The organism is Pseudomonas sp. O39, from assembly GCF_045447295.1.
GTDB classification, from domain to species: Bacteria; Pseudomonadota; Gammaproteobacteria; order Pseudomonadales; family Pseudomonadaceae; genus Aquipseudomonas; species Aquipseudomonas antarctica_A.
In genome coordinates this window covers 71,853-97,897 of the sequence record NZ_JBJGXV010000004.1, presented here as the reverse complement: position 1 = coordinate 97,897, position 26,045 = coordinate 71,853, and the positions used below count along the sequence as shown (strand labels likewise).

Genomic DNA, 26,045 nt, shown 5'->3' with positions numbered 1-26,045 from the left:
GTGGGCGCCGGGCTTGCCCGCGATGACGGTAGCCCTGACACCCGATCAGTTGAGTGAATTCAATCAACCTGGATCTCGGAAGCCTGGGTGGAAGTCCTTTGGCACTGCCACGCTGACTTTACTGTTGGTCGCAATATCGATGCCTTCACTGGCCACTTCAGCCAAAAAGTCGATTTGCTCCGGCGTAATCACGTACGGCGGCAGGAAATACACCACGCTGCCCAGCGGCCGCAATAGAGCACCGCGTTCCAGGGCGTGTTCGAACACTTTCAACCCACGGCGCTCCTGCCACGGGTAGGCGGTTTTGGTGGCTTTGTCCTGGACCATCTCGATGGCCAGCACCATGCCGGTCTGGCGCACTTCCGACACATGCGGGTGGTCGACCAGGTGCGCGGTGGCCGTGGCCATGCGCTGGGCCAGGGCCTTGTTGTTTTCGATGACGTTGTCTTCTTCGAAAATATCCAGCGTCGCCAGGGCCGCCGCGCACGCCAGCGGGTTGCCGGTGTAGCTGTGGGAGTGCAGGAAGGCGCGCAGGGTCGGGTAGTCGTCGTAGAAAGCGTCGTAGACGTCGTCGGTGGTGACCACGGCCGCCAGCGGCAGGTAGCCGCCGGTGAGGGCCTTGGACAGGCACAGGAAGTCCGGGCGGATGCCGGCCTGTTCACAGGCGAACATGCTGCCGGTACGGCCGAAGCCGACGGCGATTTCGTCGTGGATCAAGTGCACGCCGTAGCGGTCGCAGGCTTCGCGCAACAGCTGGAGGTACACCGGGTGGTACATGCGCATGCCGCCGGCACCCTGGATCAGCGGCTCGACGATCACGGCGGCGACCGTGTCGTGGTGCTCGGCCAGGGTCTGTTCCATGGCCAGGAACATCGTGCGCGAGTGTTCCTCCCAGCTCATGCCTTCGGGGCGCAGGTAGCAATCCGGGCTCGGCACTTTGATCGTGTCCAGCAGCAGCGCCTTGTAGGTTTCGGTAAACAGCGGCACGTCGCCGACCGACATCGCAGCGATGGTTTCGCCGTGGTAGCTGTTGGTCAGGGTGACGAAGCGCTTTTTGTTCGGCAGGCCGCGGTTGAGCCAGTAGTGAAAGCTCATCTTCAGTGCGACTTCGATGCACGACGAGCCGTTATCGGCATAAAAGCAGCGGGTCAGGCCGTCGGGCGTCATCGCCACCAGGCGCTCGGACAGCTCAATCACCGGCTGGTGGCTGAAACCGGCGAGGATCACGTGTTCCAGCTGGTCCACCTGGTCCTTGATGCGCTGGTTGATACGCGGGTTGGCATGGCCGAACACATTGACCCACCAGGAGCTGACGGCGTCGAGGTAGCGCTTGCCTTCGAAGTCTTCCAGCCAGACGCCTTCACCGCGCTTGATCGGGATCAGCGGCAGTTGCTGGTGGTCTTTCATCTGGGTGCAGGGATGCCACAGCACCGCGAGGTCGCGTTGCATCCACTGGTTATTCAAGCCCATCGTCTATCTCCTCGAAGCGGACCTGCGGCCGGCGCAGGCGAAACAATCGCGCAAGCCTATGCAATGCCAGACGGTGTCACAACCCATTACGGATGAATTGGCAGTAAACGCGGGACGGACTGTCACGTTTCTTAGGAATAGTCCTTAATCCATTGTTAACGTACTGTGCATAACCTCTTGATCGTATTTCTCGATATTTCAAAGCGAAATTTTCCGCTTTAATTCGATAGGTAAATCGCTAGTCTTGGGCACAGCTCTTACGGGATTTGGGACATGCAACTACGTAACTCACCGGCCCGCTATGGCTGGGTCAGCATTGTTTTGCACTGGGGCGTGGCCCTGGTGGTGTTCGGTTTGTTCGCCCTGGGCCTGTGGATGGTCGGTCTCGACTATTACAGCACCTGGCGCAAAGACGCGCCTGACCTGCACAAGAGCATTGGCATTACGCTGTTCGCCATCATGCTGGTGCGCATTGTCTGGCGCCTGATCAGTCCGCCGCCGCCTCCACTGGCCAGCTATAGCCGCTTGACCCGTATCGGGGCTGCGTTTGGCCATGCTTTCCTTTATCTCGGGCTGTTTGCCGTGATGATTGCCGGTTACCTGATTTCCACCGCAGACGGTGTCGGTATCCCGGTGTTTGGCCTGTTTGAGATTCCTGTCGTGGTTTCCGGGCTACCGGACCAGGCAGACACCGCCGGTGTGGTGCATCTGTACCTCGCCTGGGTGTTGGTGGTCTTCGCCGGCTTGCACGGCGTGGCTGCGTTTAAACACCATTTTATCGATCGTGATGCGACCCTGACGCGAATGCTGGGGCGCAAAGCCTGATGTTCAACCTCGACTCACAAGGAATAGAAAGCATGTTGAAAAAGACGCTCGCCGCTCTGGCAATCGGTTCTGCTCTGATGTCCGCAGGTTCGGTGATGGCCGCTGATTATGTTGTCGACAAAGAAGGCCAGCACGCCTTCGTTGACTTCAAGATCAGCCACTTGGGCTATAGCTTCATCACCGGTACTTTCAAGGACCTGGACGGCAAGTTCAGCTTCGACGCTGCCAAGCCTGAAGACAGCAAGATCGAGTTCAACGTACGTACTGCCAGCGTGTTCACCAACCACGCCGAACGTGACAAGCACATCTCCAGCAAAGACTTCCTGGACGTTGGCAAGTTTGCCGATGCCAAGTTCGTCTCCACCAGTGTTAAAACCACCGGTAAAAATGCTGCAGGCCAAGTCACTGCCGACGTGACCGGCGACCTGACTTTCCACGGCGTGACCAAGCCGATCGTCGTCAAGGCCACCTTCCTGGGTGAAGGCAAAGATCCATGGGGCGGCTACCGTGCCGGCTTTGAAGGCACCACCAGCTTCAACCGCCAGGACTTCGGCAAGCAGATGGACCTGGGCCCAGCGTCCAACACTGTTGAGCTGTACGTGACGTTTGAAGGTGTGAAAGCGAAGTAATTATTTCGCTGTTTTAAATGCAAAGCGCCGACCTCCGGGTCGGCGTTTTGCTGTGCGTGGGTTACAGGCTGTCTTGATACGTCGCGACTTGGTCGTTGAGCCACGTGTGCAGGGCTAGCAGTTGCGCCGAACGTTTGGTCCCCATCGGCCAGACCAGGTAATAGCGTGAAGAATGCGCCGGTTCAATATCGGTGAGCTTGACCAGATCCCCGCGTTGAATCAGTGAATGGGCAATCGAACGTCGGGTCAATGCGACGCCATGCCCGAGCCTGACCGCTTCGAGCAACAAAGTTGAGTCGGTGAATTCCAGCGCAGCATGAGGGCGTTGCCCCTCCACGCCTGCGGCACCCAGCCAGGTCGGCCAGCTTTCACTGGCGTGCAGCAGTGGCTGCTCCAGGATGGCTTGCGGTGTATCGGGCAGTACGCCGTGGTTGAAGTCGCGCGCGGCGACCACCAGCAATGAGTCGGTCATCAGCGTTTCGCAATGCATATCGGGCCATTGGCCGTGGCCGAAGCGGATGGCGCAATCGATCAGGCCCTGCTCGAAGCTGGCGAACTCCATGGACGATTCCAGTTTCAGGCGCAGGCCGGGATGGGCGCTCATGAAATCGTGCAACCGTGGCAGTAACCAATGCATGGCGTAGGAGGGCAGCACCGACAGGGTCAGTAGCGGGTGCTTGTTTTTTGCCAGAAGCTTATCGGTGACCCCGGCTATTTCGCCCAGCGCCTGCCTGATCTGGTAGGCATAAACACGGCCTTCATCCGTCAGCACCAGGGAACGCCCGCTGCGCGCCACCAACGCGATGTCCAAATACTCTTCCAGTGAACGAATCTGGTGGCTGACGGCGCTGTGGGTGACGTGCAGCTCAATGGCCGCCAGGTTCACCTTGCCCAGCCGGGCGACCGCCTCGAAGGCACGCAACGCGGCGAGTGGAGGGAGCTTCAATAGGTGAATTCCTTTCACGGGAAAGCCCAATAATAGCCGCTATACGTGAAATGAGTGAGCTACCGATAATGGCGACAAGTTATTTATTTAAATAACGCCGTGCAGAAGAATCGGGAGTTGTTAGGCATGATTAATGAAATCCAAGCGTTTCTGAAAGACTACTTTAATGTGTTGCAAACTCAGGACTTGAATGCGTTCGATCAAGTGTTTCATCGAGGCTGCGTGTTGTATAGCGCGCAAAATTCGGCCGTGGTGGTTCGGCCTTTTGATGAGTACAGGGCGATGGTTCAGGGCCGTAAGTCGCCCCGGGAAGGCGGTTTTCCGCAACTTGACGAAGTGCTGATGATTGATGTGATGTCGGCAGAAATGGCCATCGTTAAAGTACGCTTGCGCCTGTTCAATAACGTGATGGTCGACTACTTGAATCTGATGAAAGTGGATGGCCGCTGGATGATCTTCGCCAAGCTGTTTCACAAGGCCGGTGAAGTGACGGATTAATGCGCTGACCGCCAGATACAAAAACGCCCCGAACAGTCGGGGCGTTTTTATTTACCGTCGAACACTCAGCGGTTGCGGGTCAGCAGCGCTGGTTTTTCACCACGAGGACGGCCTGGCAGTTGATCCAACTGCTCGGGTGTCGGGAAGCGATCAGCTTTCGACTCCTTGTGGATGATTTTCGGCGCCGGGCCACCGCGCGGGTTCTGCACGGCAGGTTCGGACGCGCGTGGCTGATCGTCACGGGCCGGGCGGCGGTTGTTGCTGCTGCGCGAGTCTTCGCGACGGGCTTGACCGTCACGCGGCGCGCCATTACGCGGGCCACTGCGCTTGGCAGGTGGGGTGCCAGTGGTGCCGCCGCTGCTGTTGCGTGGACCGTTCTGACGACCGCCCTGTGGCTGGCCGCCACGTGGAGCGCCTGCACCTGCACCTGCAGCCGGTGCCGGAGCACCCGGACGGCGGCCACGGCCTTGAGCCGGTTTGGCCTGAGGCACGTAGTCAACGCGGTTACCGAAGTTATCCACGTCATCGTCGAGGAATTCGTCCGGGGCACGATCAGCTGTGGCGCGTGGTGGTTGGCTCGGCTGGCGCTGTTCGCGGGCCGGGGTGCCTTCACGTGGCTTCTGCTCGCGGGCTGGGCGTTCGCCACGGCCATTGGTAGGCGCTTTTTCTTTGCCGCCCTTGTCTTTGCCCTTGTCGCGACGACCACCGCCACCACCGCCGCCGTTCGGGCCATCGCCCTTCGGACCGCGTGGGTTGCGTGGGTTACGCACGTCCGGACGCTCACGCGCTTCAGGCTTCTCGGCCTCCACGGTGCTGGAATCGAAGCCCATCAGGTCGCCGTCGGCGATTTTCTGCTTGGTCATGCGTTCGATGCTTTTCAGCAGTTTTTCTTCGTCCGGTGCGACCAGGGAAATGGCTTCACCCGAGCGACCGGCACGGCCGGTACGGCCGATACGGTGCACGTAGTCTTCGTCGACGTTTGGCAGCTCGAAGTTGACCACGTGTGGCAGTTGGTCGATATCCAGGCCGCGTGCGGCGATGTCGGTGGCGACCAGGATGCGCACTTCACCGGCCTTGAAGTCGGCCAGGGCTTTGGTGCGCGCGTTCTGGCTCTTGTTACCGTGGATGGCGACAGCGGTGAGGCCGTGCTTGTCCAGGTACTCGGCCAGGCGGTTGGCGCCGTGCTTGGTACGGGTGAACACCAGCACTTGTTCCCAGGCGCCGGCGGTGATCAGGTGCGCCAGCAGGGAACGCTTGTGGCTGGCGGCCAGGCGGAATACGCGTTGCTCGATACGCTCGACCGTGGTGTTCGGCGGCGTGACTTCGATGCGCTCCGGGTTGTGCAGCAGCTTGCCGGCCAAGGCGGTGATGTCGTTGGAGAACGTTGCCGAGAACAGCAGGTTCTGACGTTTGGCCGGTAGGCGGGCGAGGACCTTTTTCACGTCATGGACAAAGCCCATGTCGAGCATGCGGTCGGCTTCGTCCAGCACGAGGATTTCCACGTGGGACAAATCAACGCTGCCTTGGCCGCACAGGTCGAGCAAACGACCCGGGCAGGCGACCAGCACGTCAACACCGCGGGACATGGCCTGAACCTGTGGGTTCATGCCGACGCCGCCGAAGATGCAGGCGCTGACGAACTTCAAGTCGCGGGCATACAGCTTGAAGCTGTCGTGCACTTGGGCGGCGAGTTCGCGGGTAGGGGTCAGGACCAGTACGCGCGGTTGGCGCGGGCCGTGACGCTGGGATTTGTCCGGGTGACCGTTGGGGAACAACCGCTCCAGAATCGGGAGGGCGAAACCACCGGTTTTACCAGTACCTGTCTGAGCCGCAACCATCAGGTCGCGACCTTGCAACACGGCGGGAATGGCCCGCTGTTGCACCGGAGTAGGCTCGGTATAGCCCGCTGCCTCGATGGCGCGGACTAAAGCCTCGGAGAGACCGAGGGAAGCAAAGGACATGAGTAATCCTGTTTTAGTTAGGGCTTGGCCCAAAGGGATAATCTTGCCGGGCGTGAATGGCGCTTAGGGGAGCGCAACCCCGTCCGGTCCTGCTGCGTCTGGCGGGCACTCCACCGGCTCGCGCGGGCTGAAAGCTGCGCAGTAGCGGGGTTAGGTGCCTTTTTCAAGACCTCAGCGGCCGGGCGTGAGCCTGGCGGAAAGGCCGGAGTATAACAGAGCAATCACTGCGCGCTGCTTTCCTGCTGCTCAACGGTGTGTTCGGAGGCCGTAATGGCTTGGATTCCGCCATATTTGGCGCTCAAGGCTGCGTAGGCCGGTTCTTGCTTGAAGCGCTTGAGCTCGGCCGCAAAGCGTTGCACCAGCAGGTCCATGCCCGCGCCACGGCGTACGGCGAGAAATTGCTGCTGGCGGCTGACCACGAAGGGCGCCTGGCTGACCTTGCCTTCCAGGCCCATGGCCTTGATCACATGCTGGCCCACCCGGCGATCCGTGATGACCAGGTCGATACGTCCCAATGACAGCTTACCGAAGTTGGCCTCGTGGCTGGCGGCCGGCTCGCGGTTGAACAGGGTCGATTCGCTGAAGGCGTCGCCATAGAGGTAGCCCGGCGAAATGCCGACGGTCAGCCCCTGCAGGTCATCGATGCTTTCGGCGGAGTGTGGTCGCGCATTGGCGTAGAACAGCACGAACTCGACTTCCGACAGCGGCTCACTGGGGTAAAGCAGCTGGGCGTCGCGGTCATGGCTGTGGAAAATATCCAGCGCACCGTCGGCATGGCCCTGGTCGAGCATGGCCAGGCAGCGTTTCCAGGGCAGGAATTGCCACTCCACATCGACACCCAGGCGCTGGAACACGGTCACCGTGGTTTCATAGTCCAGGCCGCGCATGCTGCCGTTTTCGTCGTAGACATAAGGCGCCCAGGGCTCAGTGACAATGCGTAGTTTCTCGCCGTAGGCGGTGAGGCTCAGGCAAGTAAAAAGCGCAGCGGTCAACAACTTGAGAATGACGGGCATACCCTGAGATTACGATGCTCCTTCGCTAAAGAGAAGCTCTGGGACAAGCATTCGCGGGCAAGTTGATGTGGACACAGCGACAAAAAAAGTCCGCATCGCTGCGGGCTTTTCTTAACGCTTGAGGCTTAGTTTACCCTGGCGTTCTGCTCACATTTTGAAGAATGCTGGTACATCGTTCCCTGAAAAATCGGCCGGATTTTTGAAGAATCACCCTCAGTACAGAACGCTTCATAACGCGTAATACACAGTACGCATGGCGTTCACAGCCGCAAGGGTAAACCCCAGATGCAGGTCAATATCAACGTAGACCTTCCATGCGCCGCACTGGGTGTCTCCAACTAAACTCTCTAAATTGAGCATCCGCGAAGAAAAATATGCGTGCCACAACGACAACTGAACTTTGGCGTATATGCAACTGGATATTACAGTCTTGTGTATTAATCAGTATTTTTATAAGTCGACGGTGGAGCGAAATGTAGGAAATACCAATCAGAACAATCCGATAAGCTCCTACAAAAATACACTAAAATCCAACTGAAAAACAATACAATTCAAGAAAATGAAATTGACAATCATAATAGGCCCTCATACGGTTTGAGTGCATCGCACATCTGCGAATGCAATAATCCTGAGGAGCTATATATGAAACGTGTAATTATAGAGCCGACGCTTAACAATCAGTCAAACGACGCGTACCAGACCCCTCACTTCTCAATTAAGACGGTGACTGTACCCCGCTATAAATTCATCCCCAACTATGGGGGTAGCGCTGTCGAAGCTTCTGATAGTAGAAAACTAGCCATGAAATAATGATGTACCGCCTGGGCTTCGGCTCAGGCAGCCACTAAAATGAACCTCACTAATGGGTGGTCAGGCGGCTATGTGTACTGCGAAAAAAAAGTGGCTCTCAATAGATATATTTTTTGTGCTTAAAGATGGTGCGGCTTACTTGTGGGACTATAGAAATCACGTCCAATATCAAATAAGCACGAGAGAGTTTGAGCGGCTAGTGAATTTTTCCGCAGGCGATTTCGTATCGGATACAACCGATGACATATCCATAGACTCCTGCGGGGTACTGTCTGAAGTGAAACCAACCGATGAATGGGGCTGGGACGTGCTATCAAAAATATTCCATATTGGGACATCTCACCCGAATTCGCCAACCCCAGACAAGCCTGATATGTACATCGAATATGCTAAAAGCTACTTAGATTTTTGCAAGTCAATTCATAATAACGAACCAAATATTTCTTTAATAAAAGGAGGCAAAAAAACATTACTGCCACCTCCAAATATCTCAGCGATTAAAGAAGCAAGCCTTTGGGAGACTCTTCTGTCGCGCCATACTTGTCGAGAGTTTTTTGATACTTCGGTACCAATATTATCACTGGCGACCATACTGTATGGAACGCTAGCCGATAAAAAGGAGACCGATTACGACGCTCCACTTGGCGCTCAAAAATTCGGTTTCAGAAGAACGTCGCCTTCAGCTGGAGGCTTACAGGCGACGGAGGGTTATGTATGGGTGCGAAATGTCGAGGATCTTGCACCTGGCATTTATCATTATATAAGCGAACAGCATATTCTGGAGAAGGTACGTGACCTTCCGTCCGAAGTAATATCTACTTATTTATGCGGCCAGCACTGGGCAAATAATTTAGCATTCGCTATTTTTTTACCTCTCGTTTTGACAAGCTTTGGTGGAAATACCCCCACTCTCGTGCCTATCGCCCAATGCTGCTGGACGTCGGACATTTATCACAAACTGCGAATTTATTAATCACCGCGCTTGGCTTACATCCTTGGTTGACCGGCTACTTTCATGACAAAGAAATAAATGAACTCTTAGAGGTCAACCTTCCCTCGGAACAAGTCATTTTTTTGGTGGGTGCGGGACATGGTACGGGTAGTTCGTACACCACAGAAGTTAGAGAGCTACTAGACGGAATCTGACGAGGGGGCTGAGCATGATTAATGTAAAAAATGATGACTCTGTAATTCTTGGTCTTAAAGATGGACATGACGGGGCGGTAGCCCTAATTGTTGGTGATCACTTAGCGTTTTCTATAGAAGCAGAAAAGGATAATGGCCTTCGTTTTTCAAGCGTGACGCCTGACGCACTGTTGAAAATTTTTCAAATGGTCAGCAAACCCGTAGACATAGTGGCTCAGAGTGGGTGGAGTAGAGGATTGAACTCAGAAGGTGATGCCATTGGTGCAGGTTATTCTGGATTGAATAAGATCATCAGCCAAACACGCTCAATGTTTGGTCAGGATATTACTTATTTTTCATCCTCCCATGAGCGCTCTCACCTTTTATGTGGATACGGGCTTTCACCTTTTCCACAGGGACAGCCTTGCTACGCGTTACTCTGGGAGGGCTATTTCGGCGCATTCTATCGAATCGATGAAAACGTGAATATTACCAACTTAGGCGTTGTACTTGAAAACCCTGGTGACAGATTTGCTTTTTTATACGCGCTCGCAGATCCTACTTTTAATCTTGGAGCAGGACAAATTCGCTTAAGTGATGCGGGCAAACTCATGGCACTGGCTGCTTATGGAGAAAATAGTGATATTGATGAGGACGCCAGGCAGATAATAGCGACACTGATCGACAAAAACACGGACTTTAGGAAGTATCATAAGCACCAATTCCAAAACAGCATATATTACAATATTGGACTTAATGACCCTCGACTTGCATCACTTGCACATCACCTTTCAAACGCAATTTTTAATCTGTTTCGTAATTTTGCACAGCAAATAGTTTTTGATGATGCCCCTTTATTAATTGTTGGCGGATGCGGATTGAATTGTGACTGGAACTCCAAATGGAAGGATACAAAACTATTCTCTGATGTGTTTATTCCTCCGTGTACAAACGACAGTGGATGTGCAATTGGAACTGCGATTGATGCATTATTACATACTAAGGGACTTGCCAAGATAACGTGGTCACCCTATGCAGGTGAGCCCTCGCACACTGACACAGATAACACAGGTATCTTCATTGGCGAGCCTTATGATATTCGACGTGTAGCGAGATTGCTTAATGAAGGCTGCATATTAGGTTGGGTGCACGGCAGATATGAAATGGGTCCTAGAGCCCTGGGAAATCGCTCTATATTAGCGGCGCCCTACCCTAGAGAAAATCTCATTAGGTTGAATAAAATTAAGAAGCGCGAAGGGTTTCGACCTATTGCTCCGATATGTTTAGAAGAATGTATGGCCGAATACTTCTGCCCGTCTAACTCCTCACCTTTCATGCTGGAATTCCGCAAAGTTATTTCAGCCCGCATTCCTGCGGTGACGCATATTGATAACTCAGCGCGTCCTCAATCAATCAATAAATCGCAGAATCTTCGTATGCATCAGTTGCTAAGCGCCTATCGTGATGTGTCAGGAATCGGCGTACTTTGTAACACCTCCCTAAATTTTAACGGGCGCGGGTTTATAAATAGGTTGAGCGACCTGTATCGATTTGCCAGTGAACATGAGCTCGACGGATTCGTATTTGAAGACAAACTTTTTCTAAATTCAGATCGGCATAATGAAAACGTCAAGTAAGCTTATTTGCGTGCAAGCGCTATCCAGTCTTTCACTATGGCTTGATATATTTTTGATTTTCACGGTTCCCGTTTATCTATGGCATGCCTCTCCTTCATCAATAGCGTTCCTGGCTTTTTGCCTAGGTGCCCCTATGTTGTTGCTAGGTCCTATTGTAGGAACCCTGATAGATCGATATGACGTAAGAAAAACGCTAGTATTTGGCGCCTTACTCCGCACACTGTCTACCGTAGCGCTAGCAGTGTCTCCAGACCTTCAGAGCTTTTTGTTTTTCGTCATCTTCAAAGGCGTGTCAAACTTATTTTACTTCCCTTCGATAACCATTATGGTTCGGCAACTGATACTTGCTGAAGAGCGCAAATCTTTTTTCAGCCACGTCAGTGTATTTGATCAGTCTTCAAAAATTTTTGCACCGTTACTAGCAGGCGTGTTAACGGCTGTCTTATCACCTAAGGATTTGTTCTTTTTGTCGGCTGCCGCCGTTTTATTAACCTTTCCACTTTTAAGGTCTATTTGCCTGGCGTTCCGAACGCAAATGGCTGACACCTCTACGAAAGCCCTTCCACTCTATCGCGACATCACAAGAGGACTCTCTATATTCAATGCCTTGCCCTTTCAACTACGCATAGGCTTTTTTACTCCCTACTGACATCGCTGGCTTTAGGGATTTACGACCCGCATTTGGCGTCCTTTCTAGCCTATGAAGGTTTACCTGCAGTTAATTTTTCAGTAATCGTCTCCGCAACAGCCGGAGGCGCGATAGGTGCCGCACTGCTGATGAAGTTCAAGTGGAGCAATATCGATGAGATTCTACTTCGTTCAAGCGCATTAGTTATTTTCTCTGCAGCACTAATCCTGACAGCAGCTTTAGTGTTTTTCCAAGTGCCTGGAAGAGCCCATCTTTATCCGCTGGTTTGGTTTTTGAATGGCTTCGGCTATGAGGCGTTAATAATATCTTCAAATATAATCCTTCAGCAATTATGCCCTTCTGACAATATCGGAAGAGTATCCATGTCTTTCAGGAGCCTCCAAATACTATGCGTTATAATGGGGCCTTCTTTAGGATCAGTGCTAATCATCGCAGGTGGTCGCCCAGCACCTTTTGTTGTGGCTGCATGCATGGCATTTTTAACGGCATCAGTGTCAATTGCGGTCTATTTATATGTGTACAGAAAACAAGCGCACGCACCTGTCAGTTAGTGCAAAGTCAAACGATCACCCGGCGAATCTCCTGTCATTCAAAGTTGCCTGATCAAATTTAAAACAAAAAGGCCCTCGTCAATGCGAGGGCCTTTTGTTTTAAATGCACCGCAATCGGGCAAGTCTCAGCGTGGCAGCTTGAGGTTGTTCCAGATGGCCAGGCTAGGTTCAGCCTGGTTCAGGGTGTAGAAGTGCAGCCCTGGTGCGCCACCTTGCAGCAATTGTTCACACATCTCGCTGATGACCTGCTCGCCGAACGCCTGGATGCTCTTGACGTCGTCGCCATAGGCTTCCAGTTGCTTGCGCACCCAGCGTGGGATTTCAGCACCGCAAGCGTCAGAGAAGCGCGCCAGCTTGCTGTAGTTGGTGATCGGCATGATGCCCGGCACGATCGGGATGTTTACACCCATGGCCCGTACACGCTCGACAAAGTAGAAGTAGCTGTCGGCGTTGAAGAAGTACTGGGTGATCGCACTGTTGGCGCCGGCGTTGGCCTTGCGCACGAAGTTCTGCAGATCGTCTTCGAAATTGCGCGCCTGGGGGTGCATCTCCGGGTAAGCCGCCACTTCGATGTGGAAGTGATCGCCGCTTTCTTCACGGATAAAGCTCACCAGGTCATTGGCGTAACGCAGCTCGCCGCTGGCCATGCCCATGCCGGACGGCAGGTCGCCACGCAGGGCGACGATGCGCTTGATGCCGGCTTGCTGGTACTGGGTCAGCAGGCTGCGCAGGTCGGCCTTGCTGTCGCCCACGCACGATAAGTGCGGAGCGGCGGGAACTTTGACTTCGCTTTCCAGCTGCAGCACTGTGTTGATCGTGCGGTCACGGGTCGAGCCGCCGGCCCCGTAGGTGCAGGAGAAGAAGTCGGGGTTGTAGCTGGCCAACTGCTTAGCAGTCGCCATCAGTTTTTCATGCCCAGCATCGGTCTTGGTCGGGAAGAACTCGAAGCTGTAGCGACGGTCTTGGGACATGGGGGAGGTCTCCAGCTGCAAGTTGCAAGCTTCAAGCTGCAAGAGGGCGGCGTGCCGTTCTTGTAGCTTGAAGCTCACAGCCAATAGCTGCTTAAAGAGCGAGGAAGTGACAAGCCCTCAGCACAAACGCTTTTTCTTGCCGCTTGTAGCTGAAAGCTTGCAGCTGCTTAGTACCGATAAGCGTGCGGCTTGAACGGACCTTCGACGGTCACGCCGATGTAGTCGGCCTGGGTCTTGGTCAGTTGAGTCACTACGCCGCCGAAGCCGCGGACCATTTCCAGGGCCACTTCTTCGTCGAGTTTCTTCGGCAGCACTTCCACGGTCAGGCGCTCGGCTTTCTGGGCTGGCGACAGGTCGGCGTACTTCTGGCCGAACAGGAAGATTTGCGCCAGTACCTGGTTGGCGAACGAGCCGTCCATGATGCGGCTTGGGTGGCCGGTAGCGTTGCCCAGGTTCACCAAGCGGCCTTCAGCCAGCAGGATCAGGTAGTCGTCGTTCTGCGGGTCGAAATCACCAGCACCGGTGCGGTGAACCTTGTGCACCTGTGGCTTCACTTCTTCCCATGCCCAGTTCTTGCGCATGAAAGCGGTGTCGATTTCGTTGTCGAAGTGACCGATGTTGCAGACAACGGCACGCTTTTTCAGGGCTTTGAGCATGTTCTCGTCGCAAACATTCACGTTACCGGTGGTGGTCACGATCAGGTCGATCTTGCCCAGCAGCGCTTTGTCGATGCTTGCTTCGGTGCCGTCATTGACGCCATCGATGAACGGCGAAACCACTTCGAAGCCGTCCATGCAGGCTTGCATGGCGCAGATCGGGTCAACTTCGGAGACTTTAACGATCATGCCTTCCTGACGCAGGGACTGGGACGAACCCTTGCCCACGTCACCGTAGCCGATCACCAGGGCTTGCTTGCCCGACAGCAGGTGGTCGGTACCGCGCTTGATGGCATCGTTCAGGCTGTGACGGCAGCCGTACTTGTTGTCGTTCTTGCTCTTGGTCACCGAGTCGTTGACGTTGATGGCCGGGATTTTCAGCTCGCCCTTGGCCAGCATGTCCAGCAGGCGGTGTACGCCCGTGGTGGTTTCTTCGGTCACGCCGTGGACGCGGTCGAGGATCTGCGGGTACTTCTTGTGCAGCAGCTCGGTCAGGTCGCCGCCGTCGTCGAGGATCATGTTGGCGTCCCATGGCTTGCCATCCTTGAGGATGGTTTGCTCCAGGCACCACTCGTACTCTTCTTCGGTCTCGCCTTTCCAGGCATAAACCGCGATACCGGCAGCAGCGATAGCAGCAGCAGCCTGGTCTTGAGTCGAGAAAATGTTGCAGGACGACCAACGTACTTCGGCACCCAGGGCAACCAGGGTTTCGATCAACACGGCAGTCTGGATGGTCATGTGGATGCAGCCGAGGATCTTCGCGCCTTTGAGCGGCTGCTCAGCGGCGTACTTGCGGCGCAGACCCATCAGGGCAGGCATTTCGGATTCGGCGATAAAGGTTTCGCGACGGCCCCAGGCAGCGAGGGACATATCGGCGACTTTGTAGTCGGTAAAACCTGCAGGCGTGATTACAGCGCTCATGAAGAGCCTCCATTCGTAGTGTGCGAATGGGCGCCGTTGTGCGTTTAGTATCAGGCCAGGTGAACCAGGCCCAACAACGCCCCATCCGAGCCTGACAGGTCGAGCCTGCTGCAGCGCCCCTCGGACAGGTGGCGGGAGAACGGTAGTAGCCGTTCTGAAATCGGGGGCGATTATAGCTTTCTTTAACCGGCTAGTGGCAAGCTTCGAGCGGTAAGCGGTAAGTAAGAGCGAATCGGCTTTTAACTTGAAGCTTACCGCTTGAAACTTGAAGCTGGGAGGGCAACTCTATCGTTCACCCCCCCGGAGCCCTCCCACCATGAACTTTCACACCCGCAAATGGGTAAAACCCGAAGACCTCAACCCCAACGGCACCCTGTTCGGCGGCAGCCTGCTGCGCTGGATCGACGAAGAGGCGGCCATCTACGCCATTGTCCAGTTGGGCAACCAGCGTGTGGTGACCAAGTACATCTCCGAAATCAACTTCGTCAGCGCCTCGCGCCAGGGCGACATTATCGAGCTGGGCATCACTGCTACCGAGTTCGGCCGCACCTCCATTACCCTGACCTGTGAAGTGCGCAACAAGATCACCCGCAAAAGCATCCTGACCGTGGAAAAAATGGTCTTCGTCAACCTCGGTGAAGACGGTTTGCCGGCGCCCCACGGGCGTACCGAGATCAAGTACGTGAAGGATCAGTTCCAGGAAGACGGCATCAAGGATTAATACTGCCGCTGGCCAGTGAACGCTATTGATGGGCGACAGGTCGTACCTGAATAACACCCCCCTGTTCAGGTACGCCCATGGCCACGCAAGAAGACGGCAAGACCCCCAACTTGTCGCAGGAAGAGCAACACGACGTCGACAAGAACCAACCGCCCCGCGCGGCGGTTCTGCATGAAATCATTCGCACCCAGGGCGATCAGGAGCTGGAGCGCACGGTAGCGGCGCTGTGGTGGTCGGCGCTGGCGGCCGGCCTGACCATGGGCCTGTCGTTGATGGGCATGGGGCTGCTCAACTCGCGCCTGCCCGAGGGTGAAGCATTCAAGGTGATTGCCAGTTTCGGCTATTGCGCGGGTTTTCTCGCCGTCATCCTGGCGCGCCAGCAACTGTTCACCGAAAACACCCTGACGGCCGTGCTACCGGTGATGAGCAAACCGACGCTGGCCAATGCCGGGCGCCTGTTGCGGCTGTGGACAGTGGTGTTGGTGGGCAACCTGTGTGGCACCTTGCTGGTGGCGTATGTGATGCTGCACTTGCCGATTTTCGACACCAAGACCGATATGGCCTTCCTTGAGATTGGCCGCAAGGTCATGGAAAACGACCCTGGCCAGATGTTCGCCAAAGGCATCATTTCCGGCTGGATGATCGCCACCATGGTGTGGATGATCCCGTCCATGGAAAGCGCGAAGATGTTCATCATCATCCTGATCACCTACCTGATGGCGCTGGGGGATTTCACCCACATCGTGGTTGGCTCGGCCGAGGTGTCGTACCTGGTGTTTGCCGGCGAACTGCCCTGGAAGGACTTCTGGCTGATATTTGCCGGGCCGACCCTGGCGGGCAATATCATCGGTGGCAGTTTTATCTTTGCGCTGATCAGCCATGCGCAGATTCGCAGCGAAAGCAGCCTGCCGGGCAAGAACGCAGACCCGCGCCACCCCCAACAGGTCAACAAGGAGCAGTAAGCCGGTTCGTCATAAATGAATGGCAAAGTCGCTGCTCGGTTTTCCATTCATTTAAAGAAGGATCTTTATGCGGGCTTTCCCTTTTTTGCGCGTGCACAGGTGGTGCGCGCTGGTTGTGGCGGTGGGTGTGTTCGCTACGGCGCAGGCCAAGGATGATGCGGCGGATCGCTCCGTCACCATCGAGAAGAACACTCAGCATTATGTAATCAACGCCGACGGCAGTTACGTGCTGGAGGCCGATAAGGTCGTGCTGATCAACGAAGAACGTGCCATCCGGCGCACTTCCCAGCAGGGCTTCGGTTACAACCGCTCCCTGGACACGCTGGAGATTGTCGAGGCATTCACCCAGAAGCCGGACGGGCGCAAGGTGGTGGTCAGCGCGCAGCAGATCAAGGAGCAACAGGAACGGGCTTCGGCGGGCGCGCCGATGTTTCAGGATTCGCGGGTTAAGGTCGTGATTTTCCCTGAGGTCGCTGTCGGCGATCGCTTGAGCCTGCGCTACAAACGAACACGCAAAACCGCATTGTTTCCTGATGAGTTTACCGACTTCGCTACCACGAGCTTGAACCCGACCGAGGGTTACAGCCTGACCTACGACCTGCCGGCAGACAAACCCTTATACGCCGATACGCGCGGTTTCAAGACCTCCGCGCCGGCCGCCGCACCAGGGCGCAAGGTGTATCGTTGGGACTATGTGCCAACGGACAAAGCCCGACCTGAACAAAGTGCAGTGGCCTACACCGACTATGGCCAGTTTCTCGCTGTCTCGACCTTCGCGAACTACAGCGCGCTGGCCAAGGCCTATGAGGCACGTGCCACGGTCGAGGTAACACCGCCAATCATTGAGCTGGCGCGGGAACTCACTGCCGGTTTGTCGACGCCGCGGGCCAAGGCCTTGGCGCTCAGTGATTGGGTGCGCAAGAACATTCGTTACGTGGCGGTGTACATCGAAGCCGGTGGCGTGGTGCCGCACTCGGCGCAGTCGGTGCTGGACAATCGCTACGGCGACTGCAAGGACCATGTGGCGTTGCTGGAGGCCATGCTCAAGGCGGTCGCTATCGAAAGCTCGCCGGCGCTGATCAACCTGGGCAATGCCTACACCTTGCCCGCGGTGGCGGCGTTAGGGGTGATAAACCATGCAATTACCTATGTGCCCAGCCTGGATCTGTACCTGGACTCCACCGCCAGTTCCATCGCGCCGGGTTACTTGCCGCCGCCGGATTTGGACAAGCCGGTGCTGTTGACCCGTACCGGCGAGTTGGGGCGCACCCCGGCGACCCAGCTTGGCAGGCTGTCCACCGAGCTGGTGTTTAAAATTGATGACAAAGGCGCGGCTGACTTTACCCAGACCTCACTCGCCGAAGGGTGGCGTACGGAATCGATGCGCTTTGGGATCAAGTCTTTCGAGCCTGGGGAGCGTGAGCAGCTCATCCAGAAAACCCTGCGTGCCCATGGGCAGTCGGGCAGCGGCACGCTGCAAACCGATGCTCTGGACAGTAATGCGCCCAGCTTCAAGACCACGTTGGCCGGGCATACCGAAAACCTTGTCAACCTGCCGGGGCCGATTGGCGTGCAGGCCCTCAGCCGCCTGGGAAGCCTCATCTCCCAAGATGTACAGGCGCTGTCCGCAGAAAAGGTACGGGCACAGAACTTCACCTGTTTCACCAGTCAGAGCATCGAAAACGCCCGCTTCGAGTTTCCCGCATCGGTGAACATTCTGGCATTGCCCAAGGCCGTTTCGCTCAAGGGCGCGGATGTTAGCTACGACTCCAGTTATGAGCGCAGCGGCAATACCGTGCTGGTTTCCCGCACCCTGGCGTTCAGCCACCCGCAAGCCGTGTGCAGTCCTGAATGGTTCAAGACGATGCAGCCGATGATCGATGCGATGTTCAACGACCTCAAAAGCCAGATCATTGTGCAGACCCTCTAGGCGCAAGCGCGGGCGGCGAAATGAGTTCGCCGCCCGTGTCTATCAGTGGGCGTCGGCTTGCGGGGCCGGTTCATCTTTGGTCACGTGTTTGACCAGCTTACCGATGCTCAAGCCCTGCAACAGGATCGACGACAGCACCACGATGTAGGTGATGCTCAGCAACAGGTCGCGCTCCGGGCCCAGCGGCAGGGCCAGGGCCAGTGCCACCGAAACCCCGCCACGCAAGCCACCCCAGGTGAGAATGCGGATGGTGCCGCGTGGCACCGTGCGCCAGCGGCGCAGCAACAGAATCGCCGGGGCCACGGTCAGCAGGCGTGACAGCAGGATCGCTACGGCGAGCAAGCTGGCGGCGAATACGTGCAGCCAGTTGAACGGCAACAGCAGCAGCTCCATGCCGATCAGCGCAAACAGCAGAGCGTTGAGCATGTCATCGAGCAGTTCCCAGAAACCATCCAGGTAGCGCCGGGTCATGTCGTTCATCGCCAGTTTGCGGCCCAGGTTGCCGATGATCAGCCCGGCCACCACCATCGCAATCGGTGCGGAAACGTGCAGTTCGCTGGCCATCGCCGAGCCGCCAATGACCAAGGCCAGGGTCAGCATCACTTCGATCTGGTGCTGCTCGATGCTCTTGATCATCAGGTACACCAGGTAGCCGATGAGCCCGCCAAATGCCACGCCGCCAATGGCTTCATGGGCAAACAGCATGGCGGTGGCGCCGACGGTTGGCGTTTCGCCCAACTGTGCGATGCCGAGCAGCACGGTGAACACCACAACCGCCGTGCCGTCGTTGAACAGCGACTCGCCGACGATGGTGGTTTTCAGGGGTTTCGAGGCGTTCGCGGTTCGCAGCACACCCAGCACTGCAATCGGGTCGGTAGGCGAGATCAACGCGCCGAACAACAGGCAGTAAAGGAAGCTCACGTGCCAGCCAAACAGGGCAAAGATGTAGTACGCCAGGCTGCCGATCACCACGGTGGCGATTAATACGCCGAAGGTTGCGAGTAAGCCGATGGGCCAGCGATAACTGCGCAGGTCATTCAGGTTGACGTGCAAAGCGCCGGCGAACAGCAGGAATGACAGCATCCAGTTCATCAGCAAGTCGCCGAAGTCGATCTGGCCGATCAACTGCTGGATACGCGCTTCCAGGCCGGGGTAGCCGATAACGCTCAGGCCTTGCAGGATCAGGGAAAACAGCAGGGCCGTGACCATCACACCGATGGTGGGCGGCAGGCCGATAAAACGGAAGTTCACGTAGGTGAGCAGGGTGGTGAGGCAGATGAAGGCGGCGACAAGTTCAAGCATCCGGGGTCCTTGGAGGAGAGTGACAGGTTGTTAATGGGGGGATGGACCGCAGCCGTGGCGGGATGTTGCAAACCACGCAGCAAAAGGCGGGTAGAACCTTTCGGTACGGCACGGCTCATAGCGGGTAAGTGCGGCTTCGCATTTTTAGTGCTAAAACTCTAACCGCTGACTAAAACGACAAAAGGAATCTGTGATGACGGTGGCATTCTGGTGTGTGTTGATTGCAATGTTTCTGCCTTACCTGTGCACGGGTTTGGCCAAGTTCAGCGGCGGCAAGTTTGGGCCGCGCCAGAACCATGACCCGCGCGCTTTCCTGGACACCCTCGAAGGGTTCGCCAAACGCGCCCACAGCGCACAGCTCAACAGCTTTGAAGTGACGCCTGCGTTTGCGGCGGCGGTGATCATTGCGCACCTGGCCGGTACAGCGTCGCTGGTGACCATTAATGTGCTGGCAGTGCTGTTTATCACCAGCCGCCTGCTGTACATCATTTGCTACCTGGCGGACTGGGCGATGCTGCGTTCGCTGGTGTGGTTCGTGGGCATGGCGTTGATTGCGAGTTTCTTCTTTGTCTCGATCTAAAGGCTGACGCGGTTTCATTGTGGGAGCGGGCTTGCTCGCGAAGGCGGCGGGTCAGTCATCAGTTGTGCTGGCTGATACACCGCCTTCGCGAGCAAGCCCGCTCCCACATTTGATCTTCAGTGGTCTTCAGGTCCCGGCGGGTGCGTCGGGCACCTGCGGCAACACTGCACCCTTGGGCCACAACATCCAGATCTGTCCCTGTTGCTTCATGTTCCCGGCCAATTCACCCGCTGCATCACCTGTGCCCCAGAACAAGTCCGCACGCACCTCGCCGGTGATGGCGCCGCCCGTGTCCTGCGCGGCGACAGGGCGTGCGATGGGTGAACCATCGGGTTGGGTGGTCGACAGCCACAGCAGGCTGCCCAGCGGAATCACCTTGCGATCCACTGCCACGCTGTAGCCCGCCGTCAGCGGCACATTCAGCGAACCACGCGGGCCTTCATTGCTGTCCGGGCGGGCGCTGAAAAACACGTAGCTGGGGTTGCTCGCCAACAGTTCCGGGATGCGTTGCGGGTGCGCCTTGGCCCAGGCGCTGATGGCGCCCATGGTCACGTCTTCTTTTTTCAGCTCGCCTTGCTCGACCAGCCAGCGGCCGATCGGTCGGTAAGGGTAGCCGTTCTGGTCGCCATAACCGACGCGCAGTTGACGCCCGCCCGCCAGTTGAATGCGCCCCGATCCCTGGATCTGCAGGAATTGCAGGTCCATCGGGTTAGTCAGCCAGGCAATCGGCTTGGCCGTGGAGCCCTGGCCGTTGATGGTACTGGCATCGTCATAGGGCTTGAGTACACGGCCTTCGAGACGGCCGCGCAGGCGCTTGCCTTTGAGTTCCGGGTAGATGCTTTCCAGGTTGACGATGATCAGGTCATCCGGCACACCGTAAACCGGCACATGGGCCGTGGCGGTTTCGGTCAGGCTGCCGGGGTAGACCGGTTCGTAGTAGCCGGTGATCAGACCGTTCGGCGTGTTGTCGGCCGAGCGCAAGCCGAATACATCCAGGCGTTCCTTGAGAAAACTGCGAACCGCCACGGCATCACCCGGCACGGTGGCTGCTGCTGCGCAGGTGGCGCCCCATACCGGGTCGGCCTTGAGGCGTTGGCAAGCGCTGCGCCAGGATTCAAACCCGGCCAGCAGATCGCTGTCGGAGACGGCTGGCAGGGCTTCCCACGGTGCGCTCACATAAGTGGCGACCGCATGGGGTTTGGCCGCTTCATCTTTTTTGTGGGCCTCTTTACCGCCATCGCATCCGGCCAACAACGCCAGCATCGGCAGAGCCAGCGCCAGGCGGCGGCTCCAGGGTTTCAACGTGATAGTCATACAAGCAATTCCTGAAGCGGTTGCCCGCGCCGTGGCGCATTCAGGCAACCCTTATTATTAATAGGGCTATTGGTCTTTACGGGCGGGGCGAGGATACTGGCCGCCGTTTCCCGTGACCTTGAAGCCATCATGACTTTTAAAAAACTGACCGTGGTATTGCTGGCCTGCCTGACCTTGTCCGCTTGCGGCGGTGTCGATCCGAATTCGCCCCTGGGCCAACGCAAGGCAATCTTTAAGCAGATGCTCAAAACCGGCGAAGACCTGGGCGGCATGTTGCGTGGGCGTATCCCGTTCGACGGCGCCAAGTTCGCCGAAGGCGCAGTCAAGCTCGATGCCTTGTCCCACGAACCGTGGAAGCATTTCCCGAGCGTGCGTGAAGAAGATCACACCAGCGCCAAGGACAACGTGTGGCAACAGCAGGCACGCTTCCAGGAGTTGGCCCGAAACCTTGAAGCGGCCACCGGTGAATTGGTGATCGCAAGCCAAGTGCAACCTTACAAGGCCGGCAACCTGGGGCCGGCGGTGCAGAAGGTCGAAGATGCCTGCACAGCCTGCCATAAACAGTTTCGGGATCACTGACCGGTCTTACTTGTCGAGTTCTTCTACGGCGTCCTGCAGTTCCTTGCGGGACTGGGCGAGCTTGTCTTTGCGTTTGTTGATCTTGTCCGCATCGCCCTTTTTCATTGCCTTGTCGAGGTCGGCCTGGCGGCGGCTGACTTCATGTTTGGCGTCGAGCACCTTGTTCTCGCGCTCTTTCCTCAAGGACGCGTCGGTGCAGTGGGCGGTGACTTCGCTCAGGGCTTTTTCCAGACCGGCTTGCTGCTCACTGTTGCCATGGGTCCTGGCCTGTTCGATCTGGGCGCTGATGGCTTGGCGTTTGGCGGCGCAGCCGGTAAGTTCCGGGACTTCTTCGGCGGCCAGCAGCGGCGTGGTCATGAAGCTTGCGACGGTCAACAAGGCTAGTGGGGCTAGAAATTTCATGTAAGGCTCCAAGGTCGCAATCGGTTGGCAGGGTGAATTCTGCCGGGGTTAAAAGTGGCCGGGCGGGGCTTAAAACCCGTCAATCCCGGCCACACGTAATGTTTCAGCTAATGCTTGTACTTGCGGGTCGCGAAAAAAAGCGCTCAATTGCGCCGCGCGGCCCGGGCCAATACCGTCGGTAGCCAGCCAGGCCTGGACATCTCTGGCGGCCAGGGCCTGCCAGCCGCCCTCCAGATCGTTGCGTGCCGAAGGCGGTACACCCAGCGCTTTGAGCCATTGCGCAAAGGGCCGTTGCCGAGCGCTTTGAAGGCTGTCGAGCACACGGGCACGGCTGCGTTCACCGAAGCCGTCAATGTTAGCAAGCTCTGCCGCATCCAGGGTCAACCAATCGAGAAAGCCTGCGATTAGACCGGCCTGAATCAATGCGTTCCAGGTTTCGCGCCCTATATTCGGTAAGGACAGGCCTTGATTGCTGCTCAGCCAGGTCAGCCGGGCGAGCAACTGTTCCTCGCAACCGGGGTCCAGTTGCCAACAGCTCAACGCGTGGAAGTCCCGCGCATCCGGTACCTGCACCGCCACCCTTGTCTTGTTGCGCAGGATCACTTGGTCCAACCGGGGAATCACTTGGCCGGCAAGGCTGATGGAGACCTGATCGCCAGGACGGATATCCAGCGCATGCCACTGTTTCAGGGAGCCGACGTTGACGCGGCGAATTTGCCGATCGTCCAGCCGTACCGGCTCCAGCTCCAGAATGGGGGTAATGCGCCCGGTGCGGCCGATCTTGAAGTGCACCTTGCGCACCAGCGCCAGCGCCTTGGTGACCGGGTACTTCCAGGCGATCGCCCAGTAAGGCGTTCCGGCCTGCCAGCGTTTGGCGGGCGGGTGCAACGCCTGGTGCAACACCACGCCATCGCTGGCGAAGGGCAGCGGATGGTTGTACCAGTAGCTGCGCCAGTGCGCGGCCTCAGTCATGTTCTGGATGGGCTGGCTGTAGCGACGGCTGTCGGCAAAACCCCAGCGCGCCAAGGTGGCCAGGCGCGTGGTGAAGTCTGCCGGGCCGTCGGGCCAGGCCCAGACGAACAAGCCGATTCCAGCGGCGTCGGCGTCACTCAGCTGGCGACGATTCATTAGCCCTGCCACCTTGCTTCGGGCACTTACCCCGCCGTGTGCTGACTGCACATGATCGTCAAGGCGCCAATAGAGTTCGCCTTGCAACACCAGATCGGTCGGCTCCGGCAGTTGCTGGACAATGCCGGGGAGCTTGCGTGCGGCGGCTGACCAATCCTGGCCGAGCAGGCCGTCACCTCGGCTGATGAGTTGGCTCAACCGACCCCGGTGATACACCAGCGTCACTGCAACGCCGTCGACCTTGGGTTGAATCCATACGTCTTGTCGGGTTCGGAGCCACTCATCGACAGCCTTTTCATCGACCAGCTTTTCCAGGCCGGTATGCGCGACCGGGTGAGCCCGCGTGCCCCGTGAACTGGCCAATGGGTTGTCGGTGGCTTTGGTTAATTGAGTAAAACACGTTCTCCACTGAGCCAGGCGGTGGCGAGCCTGATCATAGAGTTCATCACTGACCGGGGATTGGCCAAGCCGGTGGTAGCTGTCATCCCATAGTTTTATCTGTTCAGCCAAGGTGTCGACCTGTGATCGCGCTTCCTCGGGGCAATCGTCTGCCCAGGCCAAAAAAGGCAGGGCGCTGAGTAAAAGAGCAATCAGTAAACGCATCATGAGCATCCTTGCTCGGAAGGGGCGCCCAGCCTAAGTGATCCATGCGGCCACAAAAAAGCCCCGACGCTGCGGGGCTTTTTACCGGGTGTTTCGAGTTACTTGAACAGACCGCCCAAGGCCTTCACCGTGTCGTTCTTATCCACCCTGGCTTCCTGTGTTTGCTGCTTGGCGTCGACTTTGGCCTGGGACTCAGCCAGTTTGTTACAGCCTTTGTTGACCTGCTCTTGTGCCGCTTTAAAAGCCTTCACGCTCAGCATGTCGTTCTTGGCCTCGGCCGTATCGATCTTGGTTTGCAGGTCTTTGGCTTGTTGCTGGCAATCACCGGACTTGCTGCCCAGTTGGGTGCTCAGGGCGCCACCCAGTGCGCTCAGGTCGGCAGCCTGGGCCGGCAGGGTGAACAGGCTGAGCAGAAGGGCGGCAGGGACGAGCGTGGAGATGCGCATGAAAAACCTCAATGTTCGATTGCCTGCGCGCTTATCGGCCCCGGGCTGGCGCAGTGCAATATCCAAATAAGGTGAAGCGCCCGAGAGGGCGCGGATTCTAGAGGGCCATTATTTGGCCTGCAAGGTTTTGGATCCAAAAACGTGAATATCAGCCGGTTAATCACCCGGCCAATAAAAAGCCCCGCAGGTTTTACCCTGCGGGGCTTTGTGTACCGCGGGTGATTACAAGCCTGCAGCGGTACGCAGGTCGTTGGCGCGGTCGGTTTTTTCCCAGGTGAACGTGGTGAAGGTGTCGTCGCCGACAGTCTTCTGCGCAGGGGTACGACCGAAGTGGCCGTAGGCTGCGGTTTCCTGGTACATCGGGTGCAGCAGGTCGAGCATGGTGGTGATCGCGTAAGGGCGCAGGTCGAAGATCTCACGCACCAGCTTGACGATCTTTTCATCGCTGATCTTGCCGGTGCCGAAGGTATTCAGCGAGATCGACGTAGGCTGAGCCACACCGATAGCGTAGGAAACCTGAATTTCGCAACGCTCGGCCAGGCCGGCCGCAACGATGTTCTTGGCCACGTAACGACCGGCGTAGGCGGCGGAACGGTCAACCTTGGAGGGGTCTTTACCCGAGAACGCGCCACCGCCGTGACGGGCCATGCCGCCGTAGCTGTCGACGATGATCTTGCGGCCGGTCAGGCCGCAGTCGCCCACCGGGCCACCGATGATGAACTGGCCGGTCGGGTTGATGTGGAACTGGGTGTCCTTGGTCAGCAGCTCGGCAGGCAGCACGTGCTTGACGATCAGCTCCATCACGCCTTCGCGCAGGTCGGCGTAGGACACATCCGGGTTGTGTTGGGTCGACAGTACAACGGCGTCGATGCCCACGACTTTGCCGCCTTCGTAACGGCAGGTCACCTGGGACTTGGCGTCCGGGCGCAGCCATGGCAGTACGCCGGATTTACGTGCTTCGGCCTGGCGCTGCACCAGTTGGTGCGAGAAGGTGATCGGTGCCGGCATCAGCACGTCGGTTTCGTTGCTGGCGTAGCCGAACATCAGGCCCTGGTCGCCGGCGCCCTGATCTTCAGGCTTGGCGCGGTCCACACCCTGGTTGATGTCGGGGGACTGCTTGCCGATGATGTTCATCACGCCACAGGTCGCGCCATCGAAGCCGACGTCGGAGCTGTTGTAGCCAATCTTGGTGATGACGTCACGGACGATCTGTTCCAGATCGACCCAGGCCGTGGTGGTGACTTCACCGGCGATGATCGCCACGCCCGTTTTCACCAGAGTCTCGCACGCCACACGGGCGAACTTGTCTTCAGCAATGATGGCGTCCAGCACCGCGTCAGAAATCTGGTCGGCGATTTTGTCCGGATGCCCTTCAGACACGGACTCGGAGGTGAAAAGGGAGTATTCGCTCATCTC

Annotated in this window: 24 protein-coding genes and 1 riboswitch; of the genes, 12 read left to right on the top strand and 12 right to left on the bottom strand. The window is 57.1% G+C overall.

Translation table 11 applies throughout. The features are described 5' to 3' along the window. Positions 1–63 precede the first annotated feature (63 nt). A complete protein-coding gene (locus tag ACI77D_RS07315) occupies positions 64–1,470 on the bottom strand; it encodes an adenosylmethionine--8-amino-7-oxononanoate transaminase (RefSeq protein ID WP_262666449.1) in 1,407 nt (468 codons plus the stop codon). 273 nt (positions 1,471–1,743) lie between these two features. On the opposite strand from ACI77D_RS07315, the gene ACI77D_RS07310 reads away from it, so the two are divergent. Then, positions 1,744–2,295, top strand: coding sequence for a cytochrome b (locus tag ACI77D_RS07310; protein WP_407016316.1), 552 nt, complete (start codon positions 1,744–1,746; stop codon positions 2,293–2,295). Between the two features lie 32 nt (positions 2,296–2,327). After that, complete coding sequence (locus ACI77D_RS07305) at positions 2,328–2,924, top strand: YceI family protein (RefSeq protein WP_064454513.1); 597 nt, start codon at positions 2,328–2,330, stop codon at positions 2,922–2,924. 61 nt (positions 2,925–2,985) lie between these two features. Here ACI77D_RS07305 and ACI77D_RS07300 read toward each other — a convergent pair whose 3' ends face one another. Continuing rightward, positions 2,986–3,870 (bottom strand): LysR substrate-binding domain-containing protein, encoded by an 885-nt coding sequence (locus ACI77D_RS07300; protein ID WP_407016315.1) that lies wholly within the window; start codon positions 3,868–3,870, stop codon positions 2,986–2,988. Positions 3,871–3,996: 126 nt separating this feature from the next. Between ACI77D_RS07300 and ACI77D_RS07295 the strand changes: the two genes are divergently transcribed. After that, the gene (locus ACI77D_RS07295) at positions 3,997–4,368 is read left to right on the top strand and encodes a nuclear transport factor 2 family protein (protein ID WP_064454511.1); all 372 of its coding nucleotides are present in this window, start codon (positions 3,997–3,999) and stop codon (positions 4,366–4,368) included. A 65-nt stretch (positions 4,369–4,433) separates the two neighbouring features. On the opposite strand, the gene ACI77D_RS07290 is transcribed toward ACI77D_RS07295, so the two are convergent. After that, on the bottom strand, positions 4,434–6,329 hold the full coding sequence (locus tag ACI77D_RS07290; protein WP_262666448.1) for a DEAD/DEAH box helicase: 1,896 nt from the start codon (positions 6,327–6,329) through the stop codon (positions 4,434–4,436). A gap of 221 nt (positions 6,330–6,550) precedes the next feature. Further along, positions 6,551–7,342 carry an ABC transporter substrate-binding protein gene (locus ACI77D_RS07285; RefSeq protein WP_064454509.1) on the bottom strand — a complete coding sequence of 264 codons (792 nt, stop codon included), beginning with the start codon at positions 7,340–7,342 and terminating at the stop codon, positions 6,551–6,553. A gap of 862 nt (positions 7,343–8,204) precedes the next feature. On the opposite strand from ACI77D_RS07285, the gene ACI77D_RS07280 reads away from it, so the two are divergent. The 4 genes from ACI77D_RS07280 to ACI77D_RS07265 are packed head-to-tail and all read left to right on the top strand — an operon-like array spanning position 8,205 to position 11,563. Further along, positions 8,205–9,125 (top strand): hypothetical protein, encoded by a 921-nt coding sequence (locus ACI77D_RS07280; RefSeq protein WP_407016314.1) that lies wholly within the window; start codon positions 8,205–8,207, stop codon positions 9,123–9,125. Further along, entirely contained in the window at positions 9,080–9,298 is a 219-nt protein-coding gene (locus ACI77D_RS07275) for a hypothetical protein (RefSeq protein ID WP_407016313.1), read from the top strand. Before ACI77D_RS07280 ends, ACI77D_RS07275 begins: the two co-directional genes overlap by 46 nt. 14 nt (positions 9,299–9,312) lie before the next feature. Next, positions 9,313–10,914, top strand: coding sequence for a carbamoyltransferase C-terminal domain-containing protein (locus ACI77D_RS07270; RefSeq protein WP_221295816.1), 1,602 nt, complete (start codon positions 9,313–9,315; stop codon positions 10,912–10,914). After that, positions 10,898–11,563, top strand: coding sequence for an MFS transporter (locus ACI77D_RS07265; protein WP_407016312.1), 666 nt, complete (start codon positions 10,898–10,900; stop codon positions 11,561–11,563). The genes ACI77D_RS07270 and ACI77D_RS07265 overlap by 17 nt, the downstream gene beginning before the upstream one ends. Before the next feature lie 676 nt (positions 11,564–12,239). Here ACI77D_RS07265 and metF read toward each other — a convergent pair. Next, positions 12,240–13,085 carry a methylenetetrahydrofolate reductase [NAD(P)H] gene (gene metF, locus ACI77D_RS07260; RefSeq protein WP_064454508.1) on the bottom strand — a complete coding sequence of 282 codons (846 nt, stop codon included), beginning with the start codon at positions 13,083–13,085 and terminating at the stop codon, positions 12,240–12,242. 167 nt (positions 13,086–13,252) lie between these two features. After that, positions 13,253–14,662, bottom strand: coding sequence for an adenosylhomocysteinase (gene ahcY / locus ACI77D_RS07255; protein ID WP_221295815.1), 1,410 nt, complete (start codon positions 14,660–14,662; stop codon positions 13,253–13,255). Between the two features lie 21 nt (positions 14,663–14,683). Continuing rightward, a riboswitch (S-adenosyl-L-homocysteine riboswitch) is annotated at positions 14,684–14,790 on the bottom strand. A 188-nt stretch (positions 14,791–14,978) separates the two neighbouring features. On the opposite strand from ahcY, the gene ACI77D_RS07250 reads away from it, so the two are divergent. The 3 genes from ACI77D_RS07250 to ACI77D_RS07240 all read left to right on the top strand — a co-directional run bounded on the left by ACI77D_RS07250 (position 14,979) and on the right by ACI77D_RS07240 (position 18,275). Then, entirely contained in the window at positions 14,979–15,383 is a 405-nt protein-coding gene (locus ACI77D_RS07250) for an acyl-CoA thioesterase (protein ID WP_064454506.1), read from the top strand. Between the two features lie 77 nt (positions 15,384–15,460). Next, a complete protein-coding gene (locus ACI77D_RS07245) occupies positions 15,461–16,345 on the top strand; it encodes a formate/nitrite transporter family protein (RefSeq protein ID WP_407016311.1) in 885 nt (294 codons plus the stop codon). A 67-nt stretch (positions 16,346–16,412) separates the two neighbouring features. Further along, positions 16,413–18,275 carry a DUF3857 domain-containing transglutaminase family protein gene (locus ACI77D_RS07240; RefSeq protein WP_407016310.1) on the top strand — a complete coding sequence of 621 codons (1,863 nt, stop codon included), beginning with the start codon at positions 16,413–16,415 and terminating at the stop codon, positions 18,273–18,275. A gap of 42 nt (positions 18,276–18,317) precedes the next feature. On the opposite strand, the gene ACI77D_RS07235 is transcribed toward ACI77D_RS07240, so the two are convergent. Further along, on the bottom strand, positions 18,318–19,577 hold the full coding sequence (locus ACI77D_RS07235; RefSeq protein ID WP_064454503.1) for a sodium:proton antiporter: 1,260 nt from the start codon (positions 19,575–19,577) through the stop codon (positions 18,318–18,320). A gap of 193 nt (positions 19,578–19,770) precedes the next feature. Between ACI77D_RS07235 and ACI77D_RS07230 the strand changes: the two genes are divergently transcribed. After that, the gene (locus ACI77D_RS07230) at positions 19,771–20,157 is read left to right on the top strand and encodes an MAPEG family protein (protein ID WP_064454502.1); all 387 of its coding nucleotides are present in this window, start codon (positions 19,771–19,773) and stop codon (positions 20,155–20,157) included. A 126-nt stretch (positions 20,158–20,283) separates the two neighbouring features. Here the strand turns inward: ACI77D_RS07230 and ACI77D_RS07225 are convergent, their stop codons facing one another. Next, on the bottom strand, positions 20,284–21,471 hold the full coding sequence (locus ACI77D_RS07225; RefSeq protein ID WP_064454501.1) for a murein transglycosylase A: 1,188 nt from the start codon (positions 21,469–21,471) through the stop codon (positions 20,284–20,286). Positions 21,472–21,600: 129 nt separating this feature from the next. On the opposite strand from ACI77D_RS07225, the gene ACI77D_RS07220 reads away from it, so the two are divergent. Next, complete coding sequence (locus ACI77D_RS07220) at positions 21,601–22,050, top strand: c-type cytochrome (RefSeq protein ID WP_407016309.1); 450 nt, start codon at positions 21,601–21,603, stop codon at positions 22,048–22,050. 6 nt (positions 22,051–22,056) lie between these two features. On the opposite strand, the gene ACI77D_RS07215 is transcribed toward ACI77D_RS07220, so the two are convergent. From ACI77D_RS07215 to metK, 4 genes are all read right to left on the bottom strand, one after another. Next, positions 22,057–22,452: a DUF1090 domain-containing protein gene (locus ACI77D_RS07215; protein WP_064454499.1), complete on the bottom strand. Its 396-nt coding sequence runs from the start codon at positions 22,450–22,452 to the stop codon at positions 22,057–22,059. A gap of 69 nt (positions 22,453–22,521) precedes the next feature. Further along, positions 22,522–24,186 (bottom strand): NAD-dependent DNA ligase LigB, encoded by a 1,665-nt coding sequence (gene ligB, locus ACI77D_RS07210; protein WP_407016308.1) that lies wholly within the window; start codon positions 24,184–24,186, stop codon positions 22,522–22,524. Between the two features lie 95 nt (positions 24,187–24,281). After that, positions 24,282–24,629 (bottom strand): hypothetical protein, encoded by a 348-nt coding sequence (locus ACI77D_RS07205; RefSeq protein WP_407016307.1) that lies wholly within the window; start codon positions 24,627–24,629, stop codon positions 24,282–24,284. Positions 24,630–24,851: 222 nt separating this feature from the next. Beyond that, positions 24,852–26,042, bottom strand: coding sequence for a methionine adenosyltransferase (gene metK, locus ACI77D_RS07200; protein WP_064454496.1), 1,191 nt, complete (start codon positions 26,040–26,042; stop codon positions 24,852–24,854). Positions 26,043–26,045: the final 3 nt, after the last annotated feature.

What these genes read in the sequence shown, in the direction of transcription:
- ACI77D_RS07275 (WP_407016313.1), top strand. Translation starts at nt 9,080, where the DNA reads ATGCTGCTGGACGTCGGACATTTATCACAAACTGCGAATTTATTAATC.
- ACI77D_RS07230 (WP_064454502.1), top strand. Translation starts at nt 19,771, where the DNA reads ATGACGGTGGCATTCTGGTGTGTGTTGATTGCAATGTTTCTGCCTTAC.
- ACI77D_RS07285 (WP_064454509.1), bottom strand. Translation starts at nt 7,342, where the DNA reads ATGCCCGTCATTCTCAAGTTGTTGACCGCTGCGCTTTTTACTTGCCTG.
- ACI77D_RS07235 (WP_064454503.1), bottom strand. Translation starts at nt 19,577, where the DNA reads ATGCTTGAACTTGTCGCCGCCTTCATCTGCCTCACCACCCTGCTCACC.
- ACI77D_RS07215 (WP_064454499.1), bottom strand. Translation starts at nt 22,452, where the DNA reads ATGAAATTTCTAGCCCCACTAGCCTTGTTGACCGTCGCAAGCTTCATG.
- ACI77D_RS07315 (WP_262666449.1), bottom strand. Translation starts at nt 1,470, where the DNA reads ATGGGCTTGAATAACCAGTGGATGCAACGCGACCTCGCGGTGCTGTGG.
- ACI77D_RS07205 (WP_407016307.1), bottom strand. Translation starts at nt 24,629, where the DNA reads ATGCGCATCTCCACGCTCGTCCCTGCCGCCCTTCTGCTCAGCCTGTTC.
- ACI77D_RS07270 (WP_221295816.1), top strand. Translation starts at nt 9,313, where the DNA reads ATGATTAATGTAAAAAATGATGACTCTGTAATTCTTGGTCTTAAAGAT.
- ACI77D_RS07245 (WP_407016311.1), top strand. Translation starts at nt 15,461, where the DNA reads ATGGCCACGCAAGAAGACGGCAAGACCCCCAACTTGTCGCAGGAAGAG.
- ACI77D_RS07240 (WP_407016310.1), top strand. Translation starts at nt 16,413, where the DNA reads ATGCGGGCTTTCCCTTTTTTGCGCGTGCACAGGTGGTGCGCGCTGGTT.
- ACI77D_RS07290 (WP_262666448.1), bottom strand. Translation starts at nt 6,329, where the DNA reads ATGTCCTTTGCTTCCCTCGGTCTCTCCGAGGCTTTAGTCCGCGCCATC.
- metF (WP_064454508.1), bottom strand. Translation starts at nt 13,085, where the DNA reads ATGTCCCAAGACCGTCGCTACAGCTTCGAGTTCTTCCCGACCAAGACC.
- ligB (WP_407016308.1), bottom strand. Translation starts at nt 24,186, where the DNA reads ATGATGCGTTTACTGATTGCTCTTTTACTCAGCGCCCTGCCTTTTTTG.
- ACI77D_RS07295 (WP_064454511.1), top strand. Translation starts at nt 3,997, where the DNA reads ATGATTAATGAAATCCAAGCGTTTCTGAAAGACTACTTTAATGTGTTG.
- metK (WP_064454496.1), bottom strand. Translation starts at nt 26,042, where the DNA reads ATGAGCGAATACTCCCTTTTCACCTCCGAGTCCGTGTCTGAAGGGCAT.
- ACI77D_RS07250 (WP_064454506.1), top strand. Translation starts at nt 14,979, where the DNA reads ATGAACTTTCACACCCGCAAATGGGTAAAACCCGAAGACCTCAACCCC.
- ACI77D_RS07310 (WP_407016316.1), top strand. Translation starts at nt 1,744, where the DNA reads ATGCAACTACGTAACTCACCGGCCCGCTATGGCTGGGTCAGCATTGTT.
- ACI77D_RS07220 (WP_407016309.1), top strand. Translation starts at nt 21,601, where the DNA reads ATGACTTTTAAAAAACTGACCGTGGTATTGCTGGCCTGCCTGACCTTG.
- ACI77D_RS07280 (WP_407016314.1), top strand. Translation starts at nt 8,205, where the DNA reads ATGGGTGGTCAGGCGGCTATGTGTACTGCGAAAAAAAAGTGGCTCTCA.
- ACI77D_RS07305 (WP_064454513.1), top strand. Translation starts at nt 2,328, where the DNA reads ATGTTGAAAAAGACGCTCGCCGCTCTGGCAATCGGTTCTGCTCTGATG.
- ahcY (WP_221295815.1), bottom strand. Translation starts at nt 14,662, where the DNA reads ATGAGCGCTGTAATCACGCCTGCAGGTTTTACCGACTACAAAGTCGCC.
- ACI77D_RS07265 (WP_407016312.1), top strand. Translation starts at nt 10,898, where the DNA reads ATGAAAACGTCAAGTAAGCTTATTTGCGTGCAAGCGCTATCCAGTCTT.
- ACI77D_RS07225 (WP_064454501.1), bottom strand. Translation starts at nt 21,471, where the DNA reads ATGACTATCACGTTGAAACCCTGGAGCCGCCGCCTGGCGCTGGCTCTG.